This is a genomic window from Flavobacterium sp. UMI-01 (assembly GCF_019656315.1).
GTDB lineage: Bacteria > Bacteroidota > Bacteroidia > Flavobacteriales > Flavobacteriaceae > Flavobacterium.
On the sequence record NZ_BPLU01000007.1, the window covers coordinates 33,083 to 57,616 of the forward strand.

At 34.8% G+C, this 24,534-nt stretch carries 22 protein-coding genes; 11 read left to right on the top strand and 11 right to left on the bottom strand.

Annotated features, from left to right (window positions below; translation table 11 throughout):
• Positions 1-47: 47 nt before the first annotated feature.
• A complete protein-coding gene (dusB, locus tag K5R64_RS03430; protein ID WP_220760915.1) occupies positions 48-1,040 on the bottom strand; it encodes a tRNA dihydrouridine synthase DusB in 993 nt (330 codons plus the stop codon).
• 430 nt (positions 1,041-1,470) lie between these two features.
• Here dusB and lepA point away from each other — a divergent pair, with 430 nt between their 5' ends.
• Complete coding sequence (lepA, locus tag K5R64_RS03435; protein ID WP_220760917.1) at positions 1,471-3,267, top strand: translation elongation factor 4; 1,797 nt, start codon at positions 1,471-1,473, stop codon at positions 3,265-3,267.
• A 160-nt stretch (positions 3,268-3,427) separates the two neighbouring features.
• Positions 3,428-4,474 carry a thiamine-phosphate kinase gene (gene thiL, locus K5R64_RS03440; RefSeq protein WP_220760919.1) on the top strand — a complete coding sequence of 349 codons (1,047 nt, stop codon included), beginning with the start codon at positions 3,428-3,430 and terminating at the stop codon, positions 4,472-4,474.
• Positions 4,475-4,545: 71 nt separating this feature from the next.
• Here thiL and K5R64_RS03445 read toward each other — a convergent pair whose 3' ends face one another.
• The 5 genes from K5R64_RS03445 to K5R64_RS03465 all read right to left on the bottom strand — a co-directional run bounded on the left by K5R64_RS03445 (position 4,546) and on the right by K5R64_RS03465 (position 10,606).
• Positions 4,546-5,229 (bottom strand): response regulator transcription factor, encoded by a 684-nt coding sequence (locus tag K5R64_RS03445; RefSeq protein ID WP_220760921.1) that lies wholly within the window; start codon positions 5,227-5,229, stop codon positions 4,546-4,548.
• A gap of 2 nt (positions 5,230-5,231) precedes the next feature.
• On the bottom strand, positions 5,232-7,295 hold the full coding sequence (locus K5R64_RS03450; RefSeq protein WP_220760923.1) for a tetratricopeptide repeat protein: 2,064 nt from the start codon (positions 7,293-7,295) through the stop codon (positions 5,232-5,234).
• A gap of 119 nt (positions 7,296-7,414) precedes the next feature.
• A complete protein-coding gene (locus K5R64_RS03455; RefSeq protein ID WP_220760926.1) occupies positions 7,415-7,696 on the bottom strand; it encodes a hypothetical protein in 282 nt (93 codons plus the stop codon).
• 177 nt (positions 7,697-7,873) lie between these two features.
• Positions 7,874-8,707 carry a LytTR family DNA-binding domain-containing protein gene (locus K5R64_RS03460; protein WP_220760928.1) on the bottom strand — a complete coding sequence of 278 codons (834 nt, stop codon included), beginning with the start codon at positions 8,705-8,707 and terminating at the stop codon, positions 7,874-7,876.
• A gap of 357 nt (positions 8,708-9,064) precedes the next feature.
• Entirely contained in the window at positions 9,065-10,606 is a 1,542-nt protein-coding gene (locus tag K5R64_RS03465; RefSeq protein ID WP_220760930.1) for a glycine--tRNA ligase, read from the bottom strand.
• A 94-nt stretch (positions 10,607-10,700) separates the two neighbouring features.
• Here K5R64_RS03465 and K5R64_RS03470 point away from each other — a divergent pair, with 94 nt between their 5' ends.
• Positions 10,701-11,384: a ComF family protein gene (locus tag K5R64_RS03470; protein WP_220760932.1), complete on the top strand. Its 684-nt coding sequence runs from the start codon at positions 10,701-10,703 to the stop codon at positions 11,382-11,384.
• Positions 11,385-11,505: 121 nt separating this feature from the next.
• Positions 11,506-12,114, top strand: a complete 609-nt coding sequence (locus K5R64_RS03475) for a superoxide dismutase (protein ID WP_220760934.1) — start codon at positions 11,506-11,508, stop codon at positions 12,112-12,114.
• Positions 12,115-12,471: 357 nt separating this feature from the next.
• On the opposite strand, the gene K5R64_RS03480 is transcribed toward K5R64_RS03475, so the two are convergent.
• The 4 genes from K5R64_RS03480 to K5R64_RS03495 all read right to left on the bottom strand — a co-directional run bounded on the left by K5R64_RS03480 (position 12,472) and on the right by K5R64_RS03495 (position 16,545).
• The gene (locus K5R64_RS03480; protein ID WP_220760936.1) at positions 12,472-14,370 is read right to left on the bottom strand and encodes an amidophosphoribosyltransferase; all 1,899 of its coding nucleotides are present in this window, start codon (positions 14,368-14,370) and stop codon (positions 12,472-12,474) included.
• A 78-nt stretch (positions 14,371-14,448) separates the two neighbouring features.
• Complete coding sequence (locus K5R64_RS03485; protein WP_220760938.1) at positions 14,449-15,372, bottom strand: PfkB family carbohydrate kinase; 924 nt, start codon at positions 15,370-15,372, stop codon at positions 14,449-14,451.
• A 75-nt stretch (positions 15,373-15,447) separates the two neighbouring features.
• Positions 15,448-15,927 carry a ribonuclease HI gene (gene rnhA / locus K5R64_RS03490; RefSeq protein ID WP_220760940.1) on the bottom strand — a complete coding sequence of 160 codons (480 nt, stop codon included), beginning with the start codon at positions 15,925-15,927 and terminating at the stop codon, positions 15,448-15,450.
• A 48-nt stretch (positions 15,928-15,975) separates the two neighbouring features.
• On the bottom strand, positions 15,976-16,545 hold the full coding sequence (locus tag K5R64_RS03495) for a phosphoribosylglycinamide formyltransferase (protein ID WP_220760942.1): 570 nt from the start codon (positions 16,543-16,545) through the stop codon (positions 15,976-15,978).
• A 175-nt stretch (positions 16,546-16,720) separates the two neighbouring features.
• Here K5R64_RS03495 and K5R64_RS03500 point away from each other — a divergent pair, with 175 nt between their 5' ends.
• From K5R64_RS03500 to pyk, 5 genes are all read left to right on the top strand, one after another.
• Positions 16,721-16,957 (top strand): acyl carrier protein, encoded by a 237-nt coding sequence (locus K5R64_RS03500; protein ID WP_007137004.1) that lies wholly within the window; start codon positions 16,721-16,723, stop codon positions 16,955-16,957.
• A gap of 180 nt (positions 16,958-17,137) precedes the next feature.
• On the top strand, positions 17,138-18,391 hold the full coding sequence (gene fabF, locus K5R64_RS03505) for a beta-ketoacyl-ACP synthase II (protein WP_220760945.1): 1,254 nt from the start codon (positions 17,138-17,140) through the stop codon (positions 18,389-18,391).
• Positions 18,392-18,399: 8 nt separating this feature from the next.
• Positions 18,400-19,143: a ribonuclease III gene (gene rnc, locus K5R64_RS03510; RefSeq protein ID WP_220760947.1), complete on the top strand. Its 744-nt coding sequence runs from the start codon at positions 18,400-18,402 to the stop codon at positions 19,141-19,143.
• Positions 19,144-19,256: 113 nt separating this feature from the next.
• The gene (locus K5R64_RS03515) at positions 19,257-19,745 is read left to right on the top strand and encodes an IPExxxVDY family protein (RefSeq protein ID WP_220760949.1); all 489 of its coding nucleotides are present in this window, start codon (positions 19,257-19,259) and stop codon (positions 19,743-19,745) included.
• Positions 19,746-19,750: 5 nt separating this feature from the next.
• A complete protein-coding gene (gene pyk, locus K5R64_RS03520) occupies positions 19,751-21,181 on the top strand; it encodes a pyruvate kinase (protein ID WP_220760951.1) in 1,431 nt (476 codons plus the stop codon).
• Between the two features lie 101 nt (positions 21,182-21,282).
• On the opposite strand, the gene K5R64_RS03525 is transcribed toward pyk, so the two are convergent.
• Complete coding sequence (locus K5R64_RS03525; RefSeq protein WP_220760953.1) at positions 21,283-22,347, bottom strand: PAS domain-containing sensor histidine kinase; 1,065 nt, start codon at positions 22,345-22,347, stop codon at positions 21,283-21,285.
• A 247-nt stretch (positions 22,348-22,594) separates the two neighbouring features.
• Here K5R64_RS03525 and K5R64_RS03530 point away from each other — a divergent pair, with 247 nt between their 5' ends.
• Both K5R64_RS03530 and K5R64_RS03535 read left to right on the top strand, forming a co-directional pair.
• Positions 22,595-23,419 carry an NAD-dependent epimerase/dehydratase family protein gene (locus tag K5R64_RS03530; RefSeq protein ID WP_220760955.1) on the top strand — a complete coding sequence of 275 codons (825 nt, stop codon included), beginning with the start codon at positions 22,595-22,597 and terminating at the stop codon, positions 23,417-23,419.
• Complete coding sequence (locus K5R64_RS03535; RefSeq protein WP_255580289.1) at positions 23,419-24,363, top strand: DMT family transporter; 945 nt, start codon at positions 23,419-23,421, stop codon at positions 24,361-24,363. Before K5R64_RS03530 ends, K5R64_RS03535 begins: the two co-directional genes overlap by 1 nt.
• Positions 24,364-24,534 lie beyond the last annotated feature (171 nt).

Below are 24,534 nucleotides of genomic sequence, written 5' to 3' on the forward strand. Positions count from 1 at the left end.
TAATTTACAAGGAACTAATTCACTAATTCTAGATTAAAAAAAGAAAATTACACCGACTCGTAGTGAGCGTAAGCCTCTTCAATTTCACTCAAAATAGCAAACAATTCTGAAGGATTGTCCTCGGTTACTAATTTTTGTTTATAGGTTTTGAACGAATGAATCCCTTTGAAATAATTCGTATAATGCGGACGAGTTTCTACAATCCCGAGACGCTCTCCTTTCCAATCCATCGCCCAGGTTAAGTGATTTCGCACGGCTTCTACTCTATCCACAACAGTAGGTTTAGCCAAATGCTCTCCTGTCTTGAAGTAATGTTTGATTTCATTAAAAATCCAAGGATAACCAATAGCAGCACGACCTATCATAATACCATCAATACCGTATTTATTTTTGTATTCCAACGCTTTTTCAGGACTGTCGATATCTCCATTCCCAAAAATAGGCATGGTAATGCGGGGATTGTTTTTTACTCGGGCGATGTGAGACCAATCAGAGTGCCCTTTGTACATTTGAGCACGAGTACGCGCGTGAATGCTTAATGCGGCTACGCCAATATCTTGTAAGCGTTCAGCAACTTCATCAATATTAATGGAATTGTCATCCCAACCCAAACGGGTTTTTACCGTCACGGGTAGATTAGTACTATCAATCACGGCCTTTGTCAATCGAATCATCAAATCAACATCTTTCAAAACTCCGGCTCCGGCCCCTTTACAAACTACTTTTTTTACGGGACACCCAAAATTAATATCAATCAAATCAGGATTAACCGTTGTTACAATTTTAGAAGACAAAGCCATCGCTTCTTCGTCACCACCAAAAATTTGAATACCCACTGGACGTTCGTAATCAAAAATATCCAATTTCATTCGGCTCTTAATTGCATCCCGAATCAAGCCTTCTGACGAAATAAATTCAGAGTACATCATATCAGCACCATGCATTTTACAAAGTCGGCGGAAGGGCGGATCGCTCACGTCCTCCATAGGAGCCAGTAATAACGGAAAATCGGGTAATTCTATGTTGCCTATCTTAATCATCTGCTGAAATTTGGTACAAAATTACATTTTTTAGATTAAAAGAAACAAAAAGAAAGTTAAAAGACTCAATTTCAATACATTTAAACAAAATATTTCGAATCTTTTTATTCAAAATCCACTAAACAATTGAATCAACTCAGTCTAATGATTCTAATTTGTCAAAATTTTAAAAATGATTCTCCTTAGATTGTTCCATAACGCTTTGAAGCTACCGAATTTAGCGTATATTTGCAGATTAATCGACTAGTTTTTTTGCGTGAGGGATAGCAGTGGAAAGCCCACAGTACTGATGGAGCGTAGCGGAATCAGTACGAGGACTTGCAACGAATAGCCCGACCTAGCTGGAACGATAGTGGAAGCTAGGACACGCCCATACTTTGACTATGCTCAGTATGACCTAACACAGACATCATAAGAGACCAAAAAAAGAATGAAACACATAAGAAATTTTTGCATCATTGCTCATATTGACCACGGAAAAAGCACCTTGGCGGACCGTTTATTGGGAGCAACTCAAACGGTAACGGCACGTGAGGAAAAAGCACAATTGCTAGACAACATGGACTTAGAGCGTGAGCGTGGGATTACCATTAAGAGTCACGCCATCCAAATGGAGTACAAATACAAAGGGGAGGATTACATCCTGAATTTGATTGACACTCCGGGACACGTGGATTTCTCTTATGAAGTTTCCCGTTCGATTGCAGCTTGTGAAGGGGCGCTATTAATTGTAGATGCCGCACAGAGTATTCAGGCACAAACGATTTCCAACTTATATTTGGCTTTAGAAAACGACTTGGAGATTATTCCTGTTTTGAACAAGGTAGATTTACCAAGTGCTAATCCTGAAGAAGTAAGCGACGATATTATTGATTTATTAGGCTGTAAGCTAGAAGATATTATTCATGCCTCAGGAAAAACAGGTTTTGGGGTCGAAAATATTTTGGCTGCCATCATCGAGAAAATCCCCGCTCCAAAAGGAAACAAAGAAGAACCTTTACAAGCCTTGATTTTTGATTCTCATTATAACCCATTCCGTGGAATTGAAGTTATCTTCCGTGTAGTAAATGGGGAAATCAGAAAAGGACAAAAAATCAAATTTATGGCTACTGGCAACGAATATTTTGCCGATGAAGTAGGAACTTTGAAATTGAATCAAGTCCCTAAAAATGTCATTTCAACAGGTGATGTGGGGTATTTGATTTCAGGAATCAAAGAGGCCAAAGAGGTAAAAGTGGGTGACACTATTACCGATGCCAAAACGCCAACCACCAATATGATTACCGGTTTTGAGGATGTAAAACCAATGGTATTTGCTGGAATTTACCCTGTAGATACTGAAGATTATGAGGACCTGAGAGCTTCGATGGAAAAATTACAGCTGAACGATGCTTCATTAGTATTTACTGCTGAGAGTTCAGCCGCTTTAGGCTTTGGTTTCCGTTGCGGATTTTTAGGTATGTTGCACATGGAGATTATCCAGGAACGTTTAGAGCGCGAATTTAACATGACCGTAATTACTACGGTTCCTAACGTTTCTTACTTGGCTTACACCAAAAAAGAGCCAGATACCGCTATTACTGTAAACAACCCGAGTGATTTACCTGATGCCACAAAATTAGACCGAGTAGAAGAGCCTTATATCAAAGCCACTATCATTACCAAAGCGGATTTTGTGGGTAACGTAATGAGTTTGTGTATTGAAAAACGCGGACAAATTACTAACCAAACCTATTTGACAACGGAGCGTGTGGAATTGAATTTTGACATGCCGTTGGCTGAAATTGTATTTGATTTTTACGACCGATTAAAAACGGTTTCTAAAGGATATGCCTCATTTGATTATTCTCCAATTGGAATGAGAGAATCAAAATTGGTAAAAATGGATATTTTACTAAATGCAAATCAATTGGATGCGCTTTCAGCATTAATACATGCCGATAATGCTTATACTATAGGTAAGAAAATGTGTGAAAAACTGCGCGAATTAATTCCACGTCAACAGTTTGAAATTCCAATTCAGGCATCAATTGGTGCCAAAATTATTGCTCGTGAAACCATCAAAGCCCTTCGTAAAGACGTTACGGCCAAATGTTACGGTGGAGATATTTCGCGTAAGCGTAAATTATTGGAAAAACAGAAAAAAGGAAAGAAACGTATGCGCCAAGTAGGAAACGTAGAGATTCCTCAAGAGGCGTTTATGGCAGTATTGAAGTTGAATGACTAATTTTTTAAAATATTAAGATTTAAGTACAAAGTATTAAGACAGGAACCTGACAATGTAAAAATTGCCAGGTTTTTTTGTTTAAAAAATCAGCAAGAATCCTTGTGATCTGTGGCTTAAAATCTTTGTACCTTTGCAACTTAAAACTTTGCAACTTAAAACAATGATTGAAGATAAAAACCCACAACGTACCAGCATTGCTCAATTGGGCGAATTTGGATTAATAGACCATCTGACCAAACATTTTGAAATTAATCAACCTTCAACCTTAAAAGGAATTGGTGACGACGCTGCTGTTTTGGATTTTAAAGACAAAAAAGTAGTGATTTCCACTGATATTATGGTCGAAGGAGTCCATTTTGATTTGGCCTATATGCCGTTAAAACATCTGGGCTACAAGGCGGTGGTGACGAATGTATCGGATATATGTGCCATGAATGCCAAGGCGACCCAAATTACCGTTTCGATAGCGGTTTCTAACCGTTTTACACTTGAAGCATTAGAGGAATTGTATGCAGGAATTGCTTTAGCGGCTACGGAATACAAAGTGGATGTGATAGGTGGAGATACCACTTCATCTCAAAAAGGTTTAATCATAAGCATTACCATTTTAGGGGAAGCTGACGAAGAAGAAATTGTGTACCGAAATGGCGCAAAACCCACCAATTTATTAGTTGTTACGGGCGATATTGGTGCGGCTTATATGGGATTACAAGTGTTAGAAAGAGAGAAACAAGTGTTCCAAGTAAATCCCAATTCGCAACCCGACTTAGAGCTCTACACCTATTTGATTGAACGCCAATTAAAACCTGAGGCACGTAAAGACGTACGTACATTATTACATGCTCTGAAAATCAAACCTACCTCGATGATTGATATCTCAGATGGTTTGTCTTCAGAAATTATCCATTTGTGCAAACAATCTAATGTGGGTTGTAATCTTTATGAAGACAAACTACCGCTTGATCCGCAATTCATCAATGTGTGTGAAGAATTTAATATTGACAGCACCACTGTAGCCATCAATGGGGGTGAAGATTATGAGTTGTTATTCACCATCCCTATCGAAGATTTTGACAAGATTAAAGGAAATCCAAATTTCACCATCATAGGTCATATGACTGAAGAAAGTGAAGGAATCCATTTGGTTACGCGTGCCAATACTAAGATTGCGTTAAAAGCTAGAGGCTGGAACGCTTTGAGCGAATAATCTCTAGCAATAGCCTTTTATTTCTATAAAAAACCGCAAGTCAGTTATTATGCTGCTTGCGGTTTATCTTTTTAAAATAACAATCCTTTGCTTTTGGCTGCTTTTACTAAATCAGCATCTGAATCGGATGTAACGTTGAGAACTTCTTTCAGGTTGCCTCTTCTCACTTCGATTGCATTGAGTGAAATAGGCACAAATTGCGGCAAATCTTTGAGCTTAGTCCCTTTGGATAAATGAAAAAGAATTTGCTTGTCAAACAAATCTACCTCAATAGTATTGTCATGAGCTTCTAGCATTTCCTGGATGGACTTACTATAATAAATATGATTCTTAATAACTTTATCAAAAGCAAATAGCAACTCGTCAAAAGTCAAATCATTTTTTATGACTAGCCCCCTAGGTTTTATACTATTTATTAATGTTTTAAGCTTTAAAAACTCTGTAAACATCGTCAACATAATGATTTTACAATCGGGCATGTATTCAATGATTAACTTGGCTACGTCTTCACCCGAATATAGTTTTTTTTCCTCGTAAGCAGGCATACTGATATCTAGAAAAGCAATATCAAAATGATGCTCTGGATTGGTAATTACATGATAAGCCGATTCACAATCTTTTGCTTCAGAGATAGCAAACTCAAATTGATTGGGTTCATAGCGAGTAATTGCATTTTTATATCCTTGAATGATAAAAGGATGGTCATCAACAATTAAAATTTTCTTTTTAGTTTTAGAAACAGATTCGATTGTCATTGCTATGCTGGTATTTGTTTTTGTTCTATTGGCACTATTACTGTGATTTGAGTTCCTTCCCCGTTTTTGGATTTTACATGAAACTCGCCTTTGCATTCTTTCACTCGGGCAATCATATTTTGCAATCCAATTCCTTTTTTCTTTGTATTTACATTAAACCCTACTCCGTCATCCTGAATGGATAAATTAAGATTTTCGCTTATTTTCTTTATATCAACTGTAATCAAACTAGCTTTTGCATACTTATTACAATTTTGCAATGATTCTTGAATAATTCGGTACAAATTAATCTTAATCGCATTGGGTATGCTATCCCAATTGATTGACTTATCTATATTGGAAACTAATTTAGCACCAAAGGTTTTTCGTTGTTCTTCAAATAAATTATCGACAATCGCAACGAAGTTATTAATTAATTCTGATTTTTCTCTGTTTAAGTCATGTGAAATTTCACGAATATCTTGTTCAATATTTTTAAGCTCTACTATATAATTCCGTCTTTGCTCAATAGCCAAATCATCATTAAAATTGTTTAAGCCTTCCAAATTCATTCGAACTCCAAACATCCTACCCAAAACACCATCGTGTAATTCCTGCGCCACTCTCTTTTTTTCTTCCACCCTACTGAGTTCAATAGTGTTTTGCTGACTGATAATTAAATTATAAATATCTTCATTGGCCTGTTGTTGTTGTTGCTTGTATTGAAGTTCTCTGTTTTTAGCTTTTTGAGCATTAATAATATAAATAAACAACCCTACTATAATAAAGAAACTAAATACGTAAACAAGGTTTCTATTTTTAGATTCTAAATCGCTATACTCCCCTTTGATAACATCCGTTTCGTATTGAATACGCGAGAATTTCTCCCCCACTTTACGCTCTTCTTTTTGCAACTTATCATTAAGAGCGATGTATTCCTTGGTGTATTTACTAGCGTTCTTCGCATCAATAGTTGTAATATGTTTTAGTGACATTAAAATTTCACGAGGAGCATTTACATTTCTTGCCATTTGAAGTGCCTCATTAGCATACCGTAAAGCTTTCATCTTATCATTTTGAGCATGATAGTATTCAGAAAGATGAATTTTATTTTGAGGAATCTCTGTTTTTAAATTTAAATCTTCTCTAATTTTCAAAGACTGTAAAAACAAATCGGGTAACCCCTCTTGATCATTTAATTTAAACTTAGCATATCCTAAATTATCTAATAGTAGTGCATGAATATTAGGGTCTTGATTGTCTAAATTTTGTTGTTCAATCCCTTTGAGAAAATATTCCTTGGCCACTTTGAACTGTTTCATACTCTTATAAACCAATCCTAAATTTAAATAAGAAATGGCTTTTGTCTGACTTTTACCAAAAATATTACTTAAATCAATTACTTTTAGCGCTTTATTGTGGTACAAAATAGCATCTTCGTACTCCCCCAAACCTTCATATACCATACCTAAAAGATTATAGGCATCATACTTAATCTCTTCCACTTCCTGATTAGAATCATCTTTTAGAAATCTCAACACCTTAAAAACCTCTTTTTCACTACCAATAAAATCACCGACTCTAAACATCAATAATGCTTTATTAATTAATGTTTTAGACAAATCATATTTATTATTTAATTTATCATATAATTTTTCGGCCCTATAGTAATACAAAAAAGAAGAATCCGAAACGGCTTTTACCTGAAAATAGTCGCCTAAATAACCATACGCCTTTGCCATACTAACTGTATCACCTGCTTTTTCAGAATTTTCTAAAACCAAATTTACGGTTTCAAAATATTCTTTTATGGAATTGGTATTGTAATATCGGTTAGCTACTTTAAAAAGATTCACACGGTTTAAGGAATCATTGTCATACCGTATAACAATTTCATGAGCTTTTTTGGTATAAGTATATCTTTTCTCAAGAGGCAAATTAAAATCATTAGCTAATGAAAAATAAATTGACAAACTATCCTTTGCTTTATCAATAAGTTTATCTTTTGACTTCTTTTGCGAGCAACTAATCAGCACAAAAAAAGACAACCAAAAAAAACTTTTTCTTACAACAGTCTTCAATAGCATTTTTAATTTTATCAAAAATACTAATTTAAAATTACCAGCATAAAAAAAGACCATCATTTTGATGGTCTTTTTTTACATCACTATTACAGTGAATCTATATTTTTTATTTTATCTAAAAATTAATTATCAGATTTAAGCTGTCTGCTTCCTCCTGAATTCAAAGTATAATCAGATTTAAGTTGTCTGCTTCCTCCTGAGTTTTCTGTAAAGTCAGATTTAAGTTGTCTGCTTCCTCCTGAGTTTAAAGTATAATCAGATTTAAGTTGTCTGCTTCCTCCTGAGTTTTCTGTAAAGTCAGATTTAAGTTGTCTGCTTCCTCCTGAATTATCATCAGAAGTTGTGAAAGAAGTTAAAACCATTACTAAAGCTAATAATCCGATAGATGCGATTGAATTTTTCATAATCTGGGGTTTTATGTGTTTATATTGTTTTACTTAGTTAATGACTAGCATCTGTTGCTTAATCATGATGTAAAACTACACAGCAAACCCCAACTAACCTCACAAAAACAAGGGCTTATGGTGGATGCACCTCGTTTGATAGTGAATGACACTCAAATTTGGGTGAATGGATGGATTTTAAATTTCAAGGTAATTCCCGCTCGAAATTTCAGCAATAATGAGATCAATATTGCCTTTGTAAGACTTAGAGAACGGCAATTTTATAGCTGTGTTCTTAATGTAGCAAACAGAATTACCGGTATGTATTCTTGAAATACAATTGCTATTTACAATATAACTATTATGAATTCGCACAAATGGATAAGGTAATACGCCTTCAAAATGTTTTAATGTCTTGAAAGCCGTTATCATTTCCCCATTAGTTAAATGAATGTCTGTCGAATTGTTATCGGCTTGAAAATAGGCAATATCTCTTGTATCAATATAGCGGTAATCTCCATACGACTTAACACATAAGATAAGCGGTTCTACTGTTGTCACAGCTTCCGTCTTCATCATTGTAGATTCAATAGCCGGTATAGGCTCATAAGTAGGGTGTTTAATCCCCTCAGGAACAACTACTGCTTGGCTATTATTATTTGACTTTTCAATTTTTAACAATGATTTCACCATGTCAATACGAGTAACTGGCTTGATAAAATAATCGGCCACCTCATATTGAATTGCTTCAAAAGCCAACTCTTTTTTAGAAGTTGTTACTATAATTTTTGGAACCACATTTAAATAGCGATACAATTCACTTATAAGTGCTAATGATAAATTGCTTTTTTTATCAGCCGGCTCAATTTCTAGAAAAATTAATTGCGGCTTGTGTTCGAGTATTAAATTAAGTCCTTCATCATAAGTACTGGCAATACCCAAAAAAGTAAGCTCCGAAAAACCATCAGTGATGGATTTCGTCTTTTGAGCACTTTCTTGATGATCATCAATTATAATATATGAATAGGTCATGTATGGCAATTCCTAAATTAATTAGGCATAAATAGCTATTGTGTTTGAAACATTATATGTTCCAACCATTATTAGAAAATTAATTAGGTAGTTTTGGGGAAACTAAAGTGAAAATTTGGTTAAAAAACCAAAACTTTCACCAAGCTAAAAATAAACAATTCACTTATTTATTTAATTGGTTCAGAAGATTAATCGATGAAGTGTTAATACTATTTGATAAACAGTAAATAAATCCGACCAAGAACAAAATAGCCTTACATTTTTTAGCAAAAATTAACAGTTTTTTCTTAGTTAAATTTGATAAAAACAAAAAAAGCTCTCCAAAACGGAGAGCTTTTAGCTAATTTCTATTAAAATTTACATTTTCATTAACCAATTTTTCATAGCCACTTCATTTTCTATAATGGCTTTTAAATCGGTAATTGCAACACGATCTTGCTTCATTGAGTCACGGTGACGTATGGTCACGGTTTGATCCTCTACTGTTTGATGATCCACTGTGATACAAAATGGCGTCCCTAATGCATCTTGTCTTCGATAACGACGACCTACCGCATCTTTCTCGTCATAGGACACATTAAAATCCCATTTCAAGTCCGCTATAATTTGTTGTGCAATTTCAGGCAAACCATCTTTTTTAACCAATGGCAATACTGCCGCTTTGGTAGGAGCTAATACCGCTGGTAGTTTTAAAACTGTTCTTGAAGAACCATCTTCCAATACTTCTTCTTGTAAAGAAGTCGCAAAAACAGCCAAGAACATTCTATCTAATCCCACGGATGTCTCCACCACATAAGGAACATAATTTTGATTCAATTCGGCATCAAAATATTGTAATTTTCTGCCAGAATATTGTTCGTGTGCTTTTAAATCAAAATCAGTACGAGAATGAATTCCTTCTAATTCTTTGAAACCAAAAGGAAAATCAAATTCAATATCAGCCGCCGCATTAGCATAGTGCGCTAGTTTTTCGTGGTCATGGAAACGGTATTTTTCTTTCCCTAAACCTAATGACAAATGCCATTTCAAACGGGTTTCTTTCCAATGTTCGTACCATTTGATTTCATCACCTGGACGCACAAAAAATTGCATTTCCATTTGTTCAAATTCACGCATACGGAAAATAAACTGTCTTGCCACAATCTCGTTTCTAAACGCTTTTCCTGTTTGAGCAATTCCAAAAGGAACTTTCATTCGGCCTGACTTTTGAACATTTAGGAAATTCACAAAAATTCCTTGCGCAGTTTCTGGACGTAAATACAAATCCATAGCCGAATCCGCTGAAGCACCTAATTTAGTTCCAAACATCAAATTGAATTGACGTACTTCGGTCCAATTTTTAGAACCTGATTCTGGACACGCTATACCCAATTCTTCAATCAAAGCTTTTACATCATCCAAATCTTCTTTTTCCAATGAACGAGCCATTCGCTCTAAGATTTCTCTCTCCTTAGCTTTGTATTCAATTACTCTTGCGTTGGTCGTTACAAATTCTTGTTCATTGAAAGCGTCACCAAAACGTGTTCTGGCTTTTTCAATTTCTTTAACTGCTTTTTGATTAAGCTTTTCAGCATAATCTTCAATTAACACATCCGCTCTATATCGTTTTTTCGAATCTTTATTATCAATCAATGGGTCGTTAAACGCATCCACGTGACCAGAGGCTTTCCAAGTAGTTGGATGCATTAATATTGCAGCATCAAGGCCTACAATATTTTCGTTCATCTGAACCATGGATTTCCACCAATACTCACGGATGTTCTTTTTTAGTTCGACACCATTTTGTGCATAATCATAAACTGCACTTAAACCATCGTAAACTTCGCTTGACGGAAAAATAAAACCGTACTCTTTTGCGTGCGAAACTACATTCTTAAAAATATCTTCTTGTTTTGCCATGGTGCAAAAATATAAAAAGTGCACATAAAAAAAAGAAAATAGGTAAAGTTTGAATCTTTGATTTTCATATTTTTATAAATAAATATGCAGTTATATGTTGAAATCGATTTTAAATTTATTTTTCCCTCCTATTTGTACGGGTTGCAAGACCCTGCTTTTATCCAATGAAAAAATAATTTGCACTCATTGTCGGCATGAAATCCCTCTAACTCACCACCATCTGATCAAAGAAAACGAAGCTTTTAAGAAGTTTTATGGCCGAATTGATATCGAACATGCTTCGGCACTTTATTATTTTCACAAAAAAGGAATTGTTCAAGAACTTATCCACAATTTAAAATACCGAGGTCATGAAGAAATTGGCACTATGATTGGCGAATGGTATCTTGATGATTTAAAAAAAATACCTTTACTTACGACAGCCCACGCCATTATTCCAGTACCACTTCATCCTAAAAAATTAAAAACGAGAGGCTACAATCAAGTAAGTCAATTTGGAAAAACCTTATCCAAGGGACTCAAAATTCCGTATAAAGAAGATATCTTATTTAGAAAGACTCACAACAAAACCCAATCAAAAAAAAACCTTATCAGCCGAACGGAGAATATCGAAAATATTTTTGATGTTCATTATTCTGAAAATGAACACCAAAACCATTTTATACTTATAGATGACATCCTTACTACAGGGGCAACCTTAGAAGCCTGTTGCAGGGCTTTACAAAAAATTCCCGAGGCAAAAATCAGCATTGTTTGCATGGCCATGGCACAATCCTAAAACGAAGTTTTACAACAGTTTATACCTTATTAAACAAATTATAACAAAATAGGGGTTTCAATTCCAAAGTTAAATGTTTAAATTTGGATAAAATTTTTATAAATCTTTAAACACAAATAAAATGGCTTTTGAATTACCACAATTACCTTATGCGTATGACGCTTTAGAACCACATATTGATGCTAGAACAATGGAAATCCACCATTCTAAGCACCACAACGCCTACACTACCAATCTAAACGCTGCTATCGCAGGTACAGATATGGAAGGAAAAACTATCGAAAACATCCTTATCAACCTTGACATGAGCAATGGTGCTGTTCGCAACAATGGTGGTGGATTTTACAACCACAACTTGTTCTGGACTGTAATGGCTCCTAACGGTGGCGGACTTCCAACTGGAGATTTATTAGCTGCAATCGAAAGTGCTTTTGGTTCATTTGAAGAATTTAAAGCAAAATTCAGCAAAGCTGGTGCAACACAATTTGGTTCAGGATGGGCTTGGTTATGTGTTCAAAAAGGTGGAAAATTAGACGTTTGTGGAACTCCAAATCAGGACAACCCATTAATGCCAGGCGTAGGTTGTGGCGGTACTCCAATCTTAGGAATGGATGTATGGGAACACGCTTACTACTTGAACTACCAAAACAGAAGACCTGATTACATCGAAGCTTTCTTTAATGTGATCAACTGGACTGAAGTAGCTAGAAGATACGCTTTAGAAAAATAATCTTATTGCTAAAGAAAACAAAATATAAAAGAGGAAATAGACAGATGACTGAAAAGTTGTTTGTCTATTTTTTTTTATCGGTTTAATAGTCAAAAATAGTTGGTAAAAATACCATATCCCAATAAAAAAAGACAAACAAACTAAATAGCTCATTCGTCTTTATCCTAACTCCTTTTCTCTTTGATCTCTCTTTTTTCGAAACTTTATTCCAATAAAAAAGGTGGAATTGCTTCCACCCTTTTTGCCCCAAATCTACCATAAACTTAACCTACTAATGTTATGGTGCTTCAAAGTTATTCTAGACATCCTTCTAAAACAAAAAATTCAGATGAATAACCCATAAAACCGATTAATTACCTAATAAGCTCGAGCGTCTTTCCCTTCGTAAAAATTCATGAAGGCTCTGTTAACCACTCGGTTACCTCCAGGAGTAGGATAATCTCCCGTAAAATACCAATCTCCTAAGTTTTTAGGACATGCAATATGTAAATCTTCAACCGTTTGGAAAATAATTTTCACCTCTGCTTTAATTTCAGGCGAACTTAACATCTCGGCTATTTTATCTGAAATCTCCTGAGCTGTAAAAGGCTCATAAATTGCTGTTACATAATTTACCACATCAGTATCTTTATAGCTTTCTTGCGCTTTACATTTAGTATATACTTCATCTACTATATGATACAAGTTTCTTTCTTTTAAAAGCTCTAAAGCCGCTCTAAATGCAACCAAACCTTCTAATTTTGCCATATCAATTCCATAGCAATCAGGAAAACGAATTTGTGGTGCCGACGAAACAATAACAATACGCTTAGGATTCAATCGATCCATCATTTTGATGATACTCTTTTTAAGCGTCGTTCCTCTTACAATACTATCATCAATAATAACTAAATTATCTGTAGGTTTTATGACTCCGTAAGTTACATCATACACATGGGCAACCAAATCGTCACGACTACTATCCTCTGTAATAAAAGTACGTAACTTAGCGTCTTTTATCGCCACTTTCTCTGTACGGATTTTTACCGCCAACAACTCTTTCAAACTGTCTTCAGTAAGGGTGTGACGATTTTCTAAAATGTAATTGTTTTTTCTTTGATTTAAGAAATCCTGAGCTGCTTCTACCAAACCATAAAATGAGGTTTCAGCAGTATTAGGAATATACGAGAACACCGTGTTATCCGTATCTTGCTCAATTGAATTTAACACTGCTGGCAAAATCAATTTTCCAAGGTTTTTTCTTTCTTGATAAATCTCTGCATCACTACCTCTAGAAAAATAGATACGCTCAAATGAACATGATTTTTTAACGGTAGGTGTCACAATTTCCTTCATGGAAACGTTTCCGTTTTTCTTAATTATCAAAGCGCTCCCTGGGTCAATTTCTTGTACTTTTTCGAATGGAATATTAAATACCGTTTGGATTACAGGTCTTTCAGACGCCACCACTACTACTTCATCATCTTGATAAAAATAAGCCGGTCTAATACCTGCTGGGTCTCTAAAGACAAAAGCATCACCATGTCCCAACAAACCCGCCATAGCATAACCTCCATCTAAATTTTTAGCCGAACGAGCCAAAATTTTAGCTACATCGAGTCTTTCAGCAATTACTGGCGAAGCATCTTGTTTGGAATACCCCTCGGCTTTGCAATCCTGATACAATTGCATCACTTCTTTATCTAAGAAATGTCCAATTTTTTCCATTACAGTAACAGTATCAGCCATTTCTTTTGGATGCTGACCTAATTCAACCAAATTTTGAAATAGCTCTTTTACATTGGTCATGTTAAAATTTCCAGCCAAAATAAGATTACGATGCATCCAGTTACTTTGTCTTAAAAAAGGGTGAACGCTTTCGATACTGTTTTTTCCAAAAGTTCCGTAACGCACATGACCTAAAAACAATTCTCCTATATAAGGGATGTTAGCTTTTTGAGCTGCTACATCATCCGCATACTCGGGATGATTAGCCATCTCTTCATTGATTCTTTCATTGATTTGAGTAAATACATCCTGAATGGGTTGCGATTGATTAGAACGAACTCTACTAATGTATCTTTCGCCGGGTTGTACATCCATCTTAATGCTTGCAAATCCCGCACCATCTTGCCCACGGTTATGCTGTTTTTCCATCATCAGATACATTTTTTGTATCCCATAAAAAGCAGTTCCGTACTTTTCCTTATAAAATTCAAGCGGTTTAAGTAGTCTAACTAAGGCTATTCCACACTCATGTTTTAATGCATCGCTCATTACTGTATTATTTGTAGTATTATTATTTAAAAACCTATTAGCAAACAAAAAAGCCCCGTTTTTAGGGACTTTTTGGCATTATAATTCTATATCAAATTGTGTTAAGGACTTAAATTGTTTTAGTCTTGACACTACCTCGTTCTTATCTAACCCAATCATTCTTTCGGTACCAAATTTCTCCACGCAAAACGAAGCCAAATTGGAACCATGAATAATGGCATTTTTCATATTTTCGAAAGAAACATTTTCACTTTGAGTGATAAACCCTGTAAATCCACCTGCAAAAGTATCTCCAGCCCCTGTTGGGTCAAAAACTTCTTCTAATGGCAATGCTGGCGCAAAGAAAACCTCTTTACCATGAAACAGCAATGCTCCGTGTTCCCCTTTTTTGATTACTACATATTGTGGCCCCATTTCTTGAATTTTAGCAGCGGCTTTCACGAGTGAATATTCTCCAGAAAGCTGTCTAGCTTCTTCATCGTTGATGGTAATCACATCTACCCTCTTCATTACTGCTAATAATTCAGGCAAAGCACAATCCATCCAAAAATTCATAGTATCTAATACTACTAATTTAGGTGAAGCTTCTAATTGGTCCAAAACACCACTTTGTACCAAAGGATGTAAATTCCCCAACATCACCACATCAGCATTTTTATAATCTTGAGGCACTTTTGGTTGGAAATCAGCCAAAACATTTAATTGCGTTTCTAAGGTATCTCTCGAGTTCAAATCGTTATGGTAACGACCACTCCAAAAAAAAGTTTTTCCTCCTTTTACCACTTCGATTCCAGAAATATCAATATTTCTTTGGGTCAATAAATCTAAATATTCTTGGGGAAAATCGTCACCAACCACAGAAACGATTGCAGATTGTAACTTAAAAAAAGCTGCGGAAAGCCCTATATATGTTCCTGCACCTCCTAAAATTTTATCGGTTTTACCAAAGGGAGTTTCAATAGCGTCGAAAGCGACTGTTCCAACAATCAATAATTTGTTCATTCTGTGAGTTTCGAATTAAAGTGCAAAGATAGTTCATAAGTTTTATAGTTGCAATGATTAAAACCAGCAAAGTTTTCATAAAATTTCACCCTCTTCTTTTTCGTAAAATTCATCTACCGATAAGGACTTATTTTGCGAAGCCATCACAGCCAACTGATCACATCTTTCATTTTGAGGGTGATTATTATGCCCTTTAATCCACTTAAAATCAACCTGATGCTTTCTATAACTCACTAAGAACCGTTTCCAAAGGTCTGGATTTTTTTTCCCCACAAAACCTTTTTTTTCCCAACCGAAAACCCACTTTTTTTGAACCGAATCGACCACATATTTTGAATCCGAAACGACTAATACTTTGGTATTGGGTTTTTTCAATTTTTCAAGCCCCACAATAACAGCTAACAACTCCATTCGGTTATTAGTCGTATGACGAAACCCTTCGTAAAATTCTTTTTTATAGGGAGTCCCTACCATTTCCAAAATCACACCATAACCCCCATTTCCAGGATTACCTTTGGCCGCACCATCTGTATATATATGAACTTCGTACTGCAATGCAAAGGGGTTTTAAATTAAGCGTTTACGTTTATTGGGGCTAAGAAATTAGTTTTTTGAAAACAATAAATCTTCAATCACTTCTGGAAAGTGTTGATATTCTAATTCGTGGATTTTAGCCGCCACTTCTTCTGGAGTTTCAATTCCTGCTAATTCAAAGCTTTTTTGAAAAATAATAGCTCCTTCATCATAATTTTCATTTACATAATGAATGGTGATTCCCGTTTCTTGCTCTTTATTTTCTACAACAGCACGATGCACATGCATCCCATACATCCCTTTACCACCATATTTAGGCAACAAAGCAGGATGTATATTTATCACTTTATTTGGATAATCAGCAATAATAGCCTCAGGAAACTTCCATAAAAAACCAGCCAATACGATTAAATCAGCATTGAATTTATTTAAATTTTGCAAAAAATCACTTTCATATAGAGCTGTTTTGGTAAAAACTTGAGCTTCTAAACCGTATTTTTTAACTCTTTCAATTACTCCAGCATTAGGATTATTTGTATAAACGGCCACTACCTCAGCTTTACCATTGGAATTAAAATACTGTATAATATTCTCAGCATTAGACCCCGAACCAGAAGCAAAAACAACTATTTTCTTCATTATTACTCATTATTTATAACGCAAAAAAAGGAATAAAAAATGAAAATAAATAACTTATGCCCCCCTTTGTTTAAATTTATTTTATAAATTAGTTGACACATTTATCAACATATTGATTGTTTTAAAATAAAGTTTTTTATTTTTGCGGTCAAATTAAATTCTAAAATTAAAGATTATGTCAGACATTGCATCAAGAGTAAAAGCGATTATCGTAGACAAATTAGGCGTTGACGAAAACGAAGTTGTAACAGAAGCAAGCTTCACTAATGATTTAGGAGCTGACTCGTTAGACACAGTTGAGCTTATTATGGAATTCGAAAAAGAATTTGACATTCAAATTCCAGACGATCAAGCAGAGAACATTGCTACTGTTGGTCAAGCTATTTCTTATATCGAAGAAGCTAAAAAATAATAAATTATACACCCGTTAACACTGCTTGTTTACGGGTGTTTTATTATTTTACAATAATGAACAAAGATTGATTATTCAATCCATTAAAGATATTTACAATGCAACACCCACTGCTTTTTTGTAATAAACAAAAAGAAATAGTGGGTTTTACTTGTTTAAAGCTAACAAAATAAACAGTTTATGGAATTAAAGCGAGTTGTAGTAACAGGTTTAGGCGCTCTTACTCCTATAGGAAACACTATTGAGGAATACTGGAACGGACTTATAAATGGGGTTAGTGGTGCTGCTCCTATCACTTATTTTGATGCTTCAAAATTTAAAACTCAATTTGCCTGCGAAGTTAAAAACTTTAACGTAGAAGATTTTATTGACCGCAAAGAGGCTCGTAAAATGGACCGTTATGCACAATATGCAATGGTTTCATCAGAAGAAGCAATGAAAGATGCCAATTTCAATTTAGATAAAATTGACAAAGATCGCGCAGGTGTAATCTGGGGTTCAGGAATTGGTGGTTTAGAAACTTTCCAGATTGAGGTATTAAATTTTGCTGCGGGCGACGGTACTCCAAAATTTAATCCTTTTTTTATCCCAAAAATGATTGGAGATATTGCCTGTGGACATATTTCTATCAAATACGGATTTAGAGGTCCTAATTTTGGCACAGTATCTGCCTGTGCTTCATCTACAAACGCCATTATTGATGCATTCAATTATATTCGTCTAGGCCATGCAGATATCATGGTTACTGGAGGTTCAGAAGCAGCTGTAACTATAGCAGGTATGGGAGGTTTTAATGCACTACACGCTTTATCTACCAGAAATGACGACCCAAAAACCGCTTCAAGACCAATGGACAAAGACAGAGAAGGATTTGTACTAGGAGAAGGTGCTGGAGCTTTAATCTTAGAAGAATACGAACACGCGGTCGCTCGTGGTGCTAAAATCTATTGTGAAATAGGTGGTGGCGGTATGTCAGCCGATGCGCATCATATTACAGCTCCTCATCCAGAAGGTTTAGGTGCACGAAATGTAATGTTGAACTGTTTAAGAGACGCTGGTTTAAAACCAACTGATGTTGACGGTGTTAACATGCATGGCACTTCAACCCCTCTAGGAGATTTAGCTGAATCTAAAGCTATTTTACAAGTTTTCGGAGAACATGCTTACACCATGAATCTGAACTCAACTAAATCAATGACTGGCCACTTATTAGGTGCAGCTGGTGCTATTGAAACCATATCGACAATTCTTTCAATGAAGCACGGAATTGTACCTCCTACCATCAACCACTTTACTGATGACGAAAACATTGACTCTAAATTGAACTTTACATTTAATGTAGCTCAAAAAAGAGAAATGAATGTCGTTATGAGCAATACTTTTGGTTTTGGCGGACACAATGCTTGTGTTTTAGTGAAAAAATTAGAATTGTAATTATTCTTATGCGTATTTTTAAGAAAATATTTTCAAAATCCCGTCATTCTAATGAAGACGGGATTTTTTTTGATGCCATCCATAACATCTTAGGATTCACACCAAAAGATATTGAACATTATAAAAAAGCATTTACCCATCGGTCTGTAAACAAAGTAAACCAAGATGGCAATCCCATCAATTATGAACGCTTAGAATTTCTAGGCGATGCCATGTTGAGTGCGGTAATTGCCGCCCACTTATTTAACGAAGCTCCTTTGGGAGACGAAGGTTATCTAACAAAAATGCGTTCTAAAATTGTTAGTAGGGAACACCTAAACGAGTTAGGAAAAGACCTTAACTTAATTCAGTTTGTACAAAGTAAAGTACCTATTCAACATTTTGGCGAAAACATACACGGAAACATATTTGAATCTTTAATAGGGGCTATCTATCTGGACAAAGGATATGTTTTTTGTGAAAAATTCATACAACAAAGGGTTATCATCCCTTATGTTGACATTTCACGATTAGAAGGAAAAGTAATCAGCTATAAAAGTTTGGTTATTGAATGGTGTCAAAAAGAGAAAAAGATATTTCACTACGATATATTTGAGGACAATGCTATAGACGGGCAACGTCTTTTTGGTGTAAAGCTGAGCATTGATGACAAAGTCATTTCAAAAGCAAGAGCGACCTCCAAAAAGAAGGCAGAAGAAAAGGCATCACAGCGTGCCTATTTTGCATTTCAATCTCAAATTGACAAAAAGTAGGAAAAACAAACCAAAACTACAACGTTTGCGTTTATAATTTAACGAAATCATTACTATATCAGTACTTTTACTTAGATAGAAATACTATATTTACATCTTGATTTGAAATCACTATGGCTGTTCATAAATTAGAAATCGGCGAGTTTGACGAAATAGATTATCATCTAATTGCCATTCATACGTCATTAGAAGATTATCGATTAGCCTATTTCATCAATCAAAAATTGCCCATCAATTTAGGCAAAAGCAAAGACGAAGTGCACATTCAGGTAAAGGACGGCGAAACAATGTTTTCCAGATTTTATTATGATGATACTGAAAATAGTATCGCGTGGAATTTGATACAAAACATAAATGAAGTTTTTCATCAAAATAGAAAAGCCTCACTTGATTTGTTTTCTGACACTCCCTTTGAAGTCTCCACTAAGGTCTATTTGCTCCCTGAAATTAAAAAGGCAGATTATTTTTTAAAAATTGAAAACTCAAACGATACAATAGATGTATCCAAAATAAATCAAACAATAAACACTATTGAAGGTGTAACAACAGCTTATACTGTAGCTACCCATCAAATAAAATCAAAAAACAATTTAATTTTCTAACAACAATGAGTACAAACAAAAAAACCAAAATTGTAGCCACCCTTGGGCCATCAACAAGCACAAGAGAGATTATCAAAGATATGATTGAGGCTGGAGTAAATGTCTTCAGAATCAATTTTTCTCATGCGGATTATGAAGGGGTAAAAGAAAAAATAAATATCATCAGAGGTCTTAATGAAGAATTTGGATATAGAGCTGCAATTTTAGGAGATTTGCAAGGACCTAAACTTCGTGTAGGAGTTATGGAAGAAGGAGTTGTAGTGAATGATGGAGATTTAATCACTTTTACAACCGCAGAAGACATTATTGGAACTGCTGAAAGAGTGTTCATGAAATATAAAAACTTTCCTAATGATGTAAATCCTGGAGAAAGAATTTTACTTGATGACGGAAAACTTATTTTTGAAATTGTTGAAACGGACAAAAAATCAGAAGTAGTAGCAAGAGTCGTACAAGGTGGTGAATTGAAATCTAAAAAAGGCGTTAACCTTCCTAATACTAAAATTTCGTTACCAGCTTTAACTGAAAAAGATATTGCGGATGCCATATTTGCAATTGAACAAAAAGTGGACTGGATTGCGCTTTCTTTTGTAAAAACACCACAAGACTTAAAAGACTTGCAAGATTTAATTGCAGAGCATTCAGAAGTTAAAATTCCAATTGTTGCCAAAATCGAGATGCCAGAAGCTCTTGAAAACATGGACAAAATTGTAGCTTACTGTGATGCATTAATGGTGGCACGTGGAGATCTAGGAGTTGAACTTCCTGCTCACGAAGTACCATTAGTACAAAAAGACTTAATCCGTAGAGCCAAAATGGCTCGCATCCCTGTAATTGTTGCCACACAAATGATGGAAACAATGATTACTAGCCTTACTCCAACTAGAGCTGAAGTTAATGACGTAGCCAACTCTGTAATGGATGGTGCTGATGCGGTAATGCTTTCAGGAGAAACGGCTGCAGGAAATTACCCAGTACAAGTAATCCAAAAAATGACTCAAATTCTTGAAGCAGTAGAAAATTCTCCACTAATTCAAGTACCACAAAACACACCACAAATTAGAACCAAACGTTTTATTACTAAAACTATTTGTCGTCAAGCAGCACTTATCGCCAATACCATTGGAGCTAAAGCCATTTGTACCATGACCAACAGTGGTTATACGGCTTTTCAAGTGTCGGCATGGAGACCTAATTCGCACATTTTAGTGTTTACTCCTAACAAGAGAATACTAACACAATTGAGCTTGCTTTGGGGAGTAAAAACTTTTTACTACGACAAAGACGAAAGCACGGATGATACCGTAACTGACGTAAACAATATCGTAAAAGAATCAGGACTCGTGGAAACAGGAGATTTCCTTATCAACCTTGCTGCTATGCCAATCAAACAAAAAGGTATGGTCAACACGCTAAGAGTATCTGAAATAGAATAATTTTTTTGAACTTGAACTAAAAACTGAAAAATCCGTTTAGTCATCGTACTAAACGGATTTTTTTACTTGCACAATCAAAAAATCTTATCCTGTCCAAAAAACTAAACAGCAATTCTTTTTTGAACAACTCCAACTTTATTCATTTGTTTTTTATTTGGAATTACCAAAGAAACCATAGTTCCCTGATGTAAAGTACTCTTAACACGAATTAATCCCTTTAATTTAGTCACACATTTTCGGACACTAAATAACCCTAATCCTGAACCCGTATTTGTGCAATTAGCTTTAAAAAAAATTCTAAAAAGATTCTTTAAGTGCTTTTCAGGAATACCAGTCCCATTATCTTCAATCAAGATCCTAGTATTTTTAGAGCTTGATGATATAGTAATACGCACTCTTTTTTCTTCAAAAGTACTTTTTTGAAAGCGTATGGCATTATCGATAACATTTAATAAAATACTACTTAAAATCATTTTATCGGAATAAAAATCAACTTTGGATTTATTCTCAACTAAAAATTCTATTTGCCTAAAATTAGGCAAATGACTCAAAGATTTTACAGTTTCATGAACTAGTTTGTCAATATCAATCTTTTCATATTGAAGTTGAGCAAACCGAATAGAATTTATAAAAATAAGATTCAACAAAATTTTATCTAATTTTTGAGCTTCTAAATGTAACAGTTCAATTAAATTTTCTTTTTCTACTTCTTCACTTTGCAAATACACATTCAAAAGCCCTAAAATATTGAGTACTGGATGGCGTAAATCATGCGATCTTTTGTATGAGAAAGTTTGTAACTCATCTTTGAGGATGACTTTCTCAGACTCATTTGTCACAACTAAACCCACTCCATTTTCCATTTTGAAAGCTTTAATTGTCAAATCCAAAGCCCCAATTCTTGGATGTACTATATAATCTTCAATTACAATACTCTCTCCAGTTGAAATAACATTCAACAACATATCAAAATAATTACTACCAAAGGAAAAATTAGGAAACAAATCATTTATTTTTTTACCATAAATAAAAGATTTATCAACCTTGAATGTGTCGAGTGCAGCATCATTAACTTCAACCAAATTCAGTTGATTGTCACAAACGACAAAAAGATCATTAGATTTATTAAAAAACTCTTTACAGTAGTATGTATTATTCAACTCCATAAATAAATAATATTAAATAATAGGTAAAAATCAGACCTTCCCCCTATTATTTCACCTTTAAGTCAAATTTAACATATTATCTTATAAAAATTAAAAAATGTATATTTTATTTTACAAAAAAACCTTTTAAAAAAAAAGAGAACTACAAAAATAATTTAACCCCATGCTCTTATAAAAAAACACTAAGCCTAATTCATAAATAACCTTAGCATTTTACACTACTTTTGTACACTCAATTCAAAATAAAATGAAACAAATAAGCATACTAGGTTGTGGTTGGTTAGGATTGCCTTTAGCAAAAGCATTACGCCATAAAGGGTATGCCATAAAAGGCTCAACTACCTCAGAAAACAAAAAAGAAATTCTAGAAAGTTTTGGCATTTCTCATTTTGCAATTGCCTTAGAAACTGATCATACTTCGGAAAATCTTCCTGAGTTTTTAAAGGGGAGTGACATCTTAATTATTGCCATTCCCCCTAAATTAAGAGGAAAAAACAAGGATTATTCAACTGCCAGTTCCAATTCATTTGTCAAAAAAATAGAAAACCTAGTGCCTTTAATCGAAAATGCGACCATTGACAAAGTCTTGTTTATAAGTTCGACAGCGGTGTATGGTGATGCTAACACTACCATTTCGGAAGATTCAGCAATAGCACCCGTTACCGAAAGCGGCAAACAATTAGCTCAAATCGAGGATATCATTATGCAAAACCCTGCTTTCAAAACGACTGTTTTACGTTTTGGTGGATTGATAGGTCCTGATCGAAATCCTGCTCGTTTTTTAGCAGGTAAAGAAAACGTGGAGAATCCAAAAGCTCCTGTGAATTTGATTCACCTTGACGATTGTATTGGAATCATTGAAAAAATCATCGAATTAGACCATTGGAATACGTATTTCAATGCTGTATCGCCTTATCATCCCACCCGAGAAGATTATTACATTCAAAAAGCATTGGAACAAAATCTAGTCCCTCCTACTTTTAATCATGACATCCCTTCGGTAGGTAAAACAATTACTTCTGATAAGGTACTAACACAACTCCATTACACATTTTCTCAACGCAACTTATAGTGTTTACAAAAGTTAAAAACATATTCTCCTCTACCACACAAGCCATTGGATTGCCCATTTTGGCCTTACTTTGGGTTGGATTTTTCTGGGGCACTACTTGGATAGCGTCCAAAGAGGGCGTACGTTATATTCCCGGAATTCAAATGGCAGCTATCAGGCAATTCTTGGCGGGATTTTTATACATAGCCTATTTCCTTACTACCAAAACTCCTTGGCCCAAAGGAAAACAATGGAAGACCATCATAATATTGGCCTTACTTAATTTTACCTTAAGCAACGGACTAAGCACCGCTGGAGTCAAATACATCAGTAGCGGATTGGGAGCCATTATCGCTGCCATTTTCCCAATATGGATAGTCATCATTTCGTTCTTTAGAGGCGAAAAAATGGCCAAACTTGCCGTAACGGGACTATTGATAAGTTTTGGAGGTATCTGCATTATTTTTTACGAACATTTAAGTGATTTTTTAATTCCTGATTTTAGACTTGGTATTTTATTATCAGTTTTGGCCACCATCACTTGGGCTTTTGGTACGTTATACACGAAGAAAAAAGCCACTTCTTACAGTCCTTATTTTAGTTTAGGCTTCCAAATGTTTATTTCAAGTATTTTATTATTTGCCTTCAATGGTGCTACAGGAACTTCAATTAATTTGACCGAAATCCCCATGGAGACTTGGCTAGCGATTGCTTATCTTGTGGTTATAGGTTCGTTAGTTACTTTTACTATTTTCATTTATACCTTACAAAATTTACCACCTGAAATGAGCAGTTTGTATGCTTATATGAATCCGATAGTTGCCGTATTATTAGGCGCTGCATTATTTGACGAACCTTTGACTATTTCCATTGCTTTGGGAGGAGGAGTCACCCTTATAGGACTCTATTTAGTGAACAAGTCCTTAAGGCAAAGCCGTAAAAAGACCAATATTTTAATCAAATAAGGTAGTGCTTTTTTAAACATAAATTGGTGAAAATTTAAAAAACCTCTTTGATTGTATCAATTCAAAACTGATAAAATGGATTGGCTAAACAATAAAACAGATGGTTCTAAATGTTTGCTTTTAGAGCTTAATACACCATCATTTTCGTTTTGCTTTTCGTGGAATTGTACT

Coding starts and splice junctions, on each gene's coding strand:
- dusB (WP_220760915.1), bottom strand. CDS start 1,040: ATGATTAAGATAGGCAACATAGAATTACCCGATTTTCCGTTATTACTG.
- lepA (WP_220760917.1), top strand. CDS start 1,471: ATGAAACACATAAGAAATTTTTGCATCATTGCTCATATTGACCACGGA.
- thiL (WP_220760919.1), top strand. CDS start 3,428: ATGATTGAAGATAAAAACCCACAACGTACCAGCATTGCTCAATTGGGC.
- K5R64_RS03445 (WP_220760921.1), bottom strand. CDS start 5,229: ATGACAATCGAATCTGTTTCTAAAACTAAAAAGAAAATTTTAATTGTT.
- K5R64_RS03450 (WP_220760923.1), bottom strand. CDS start 7,295: ATGCTATTGAAGACTGTTGTAAGAAAAAGTTTTTTTTGGTTGTCTTTT.
- K5R64_RS03455 (WP_220760926.1), bottom strand. CDS start 7,696: ATGAAAAATTCAATCGCATCTATCGGATTATTAGCTTTAGTAATGGTT.
- K5R64_RS03460 (WP_220760928.1), bottom strand. CDS start 8,707: ATGACCTATTCATATATTATAATTGATGATCATCAAGAAAGTGCTCAA.
- K5R64_RS03465 (WP_220760930.1), bottom strand. CDS start 10,606: ATGGCAAAACAAGAAGATATTTTTAAGAATGTAGTTTCGCACGCAAAA.
- K5R64_RS03470 (WP_220760932.1), top strand. CDS start 10,701: ATGTTGAAATCGATTTTAAATTTATTTTTCCCTCCTATTTGTACGGGT.
- K5R64_RS03475 (WP_220760934.1), top strand. CDS start 11,506: ATGGCTTTTGAATTACCACAATTACCTTATGCGTATGACGCTTTAGAA.
- K5R64_RS03480 (WP_220760936.1), bottom strand. CDS start 14,370: ATGAGCGATGCATTAAAACATGAGTGTGGAATAGCCTTAGTTAGACTA.
- K5R64_RS03485 (WP_220760938.1), bottom strand. CDS start 15,372: ATGAACAAATTATTGATTGTTGGAACAGTCGCTTTCGACGCTATTGAA.
- K5R64_RS03495 (WP_220760942.1), bottom strand. CDS start 16,545: ATGAAGAAAATAGTTGTTTTTGCTTCTGGTTCGGGGTCTAATGCTGAG.
- K5R64_RS03500 (WP_007137004.1), top strand. CDS start 16,721: ATGTCAGACATTGCATCAAGAGTAAAAGCGATTATCGTAGACAAATTA.
- fabF (WP_220760945.1), top strand. CDS start 17,138: ATGGAATTAAAGCGAGTTGTAGTAACAGGTTTAGGCGCTCTTACTCCT.
- rnc (WP_220760947.1), top strand. CDS start 18,400: ATGCGTATTTTTAAGAAAATATTTTCAAAATCCCGTCATTCTAATGAA.
- K5R64_RS03515 (WP_220760949.1), top strand. CDS start 19,257: ATGGCTGTTCATAAATTAGAAATCGGCGAGTTTGACGAAATAGATTAT.
- pyk (WP_220760951.1), top strand. CDS start 19,751: ATGAGTACAAACAAAAAAACCAAAATTGTAGCCACCCTTGGGCCATCA.
- K5R64_RS03525 (WP_220760953.1), bottom strand. CDS start 22,347: ATGGAGTTGAATAATACATACTACTGTAAAGAGTTTTTTAATAAATCT.
- K5R64_RS03530 (WP_220760955.1), top strand. CDS start 22,595: ATGAAACAAATAAGCATACTAGGTTGTGGTTGGTTAGGATTGCCTTTA.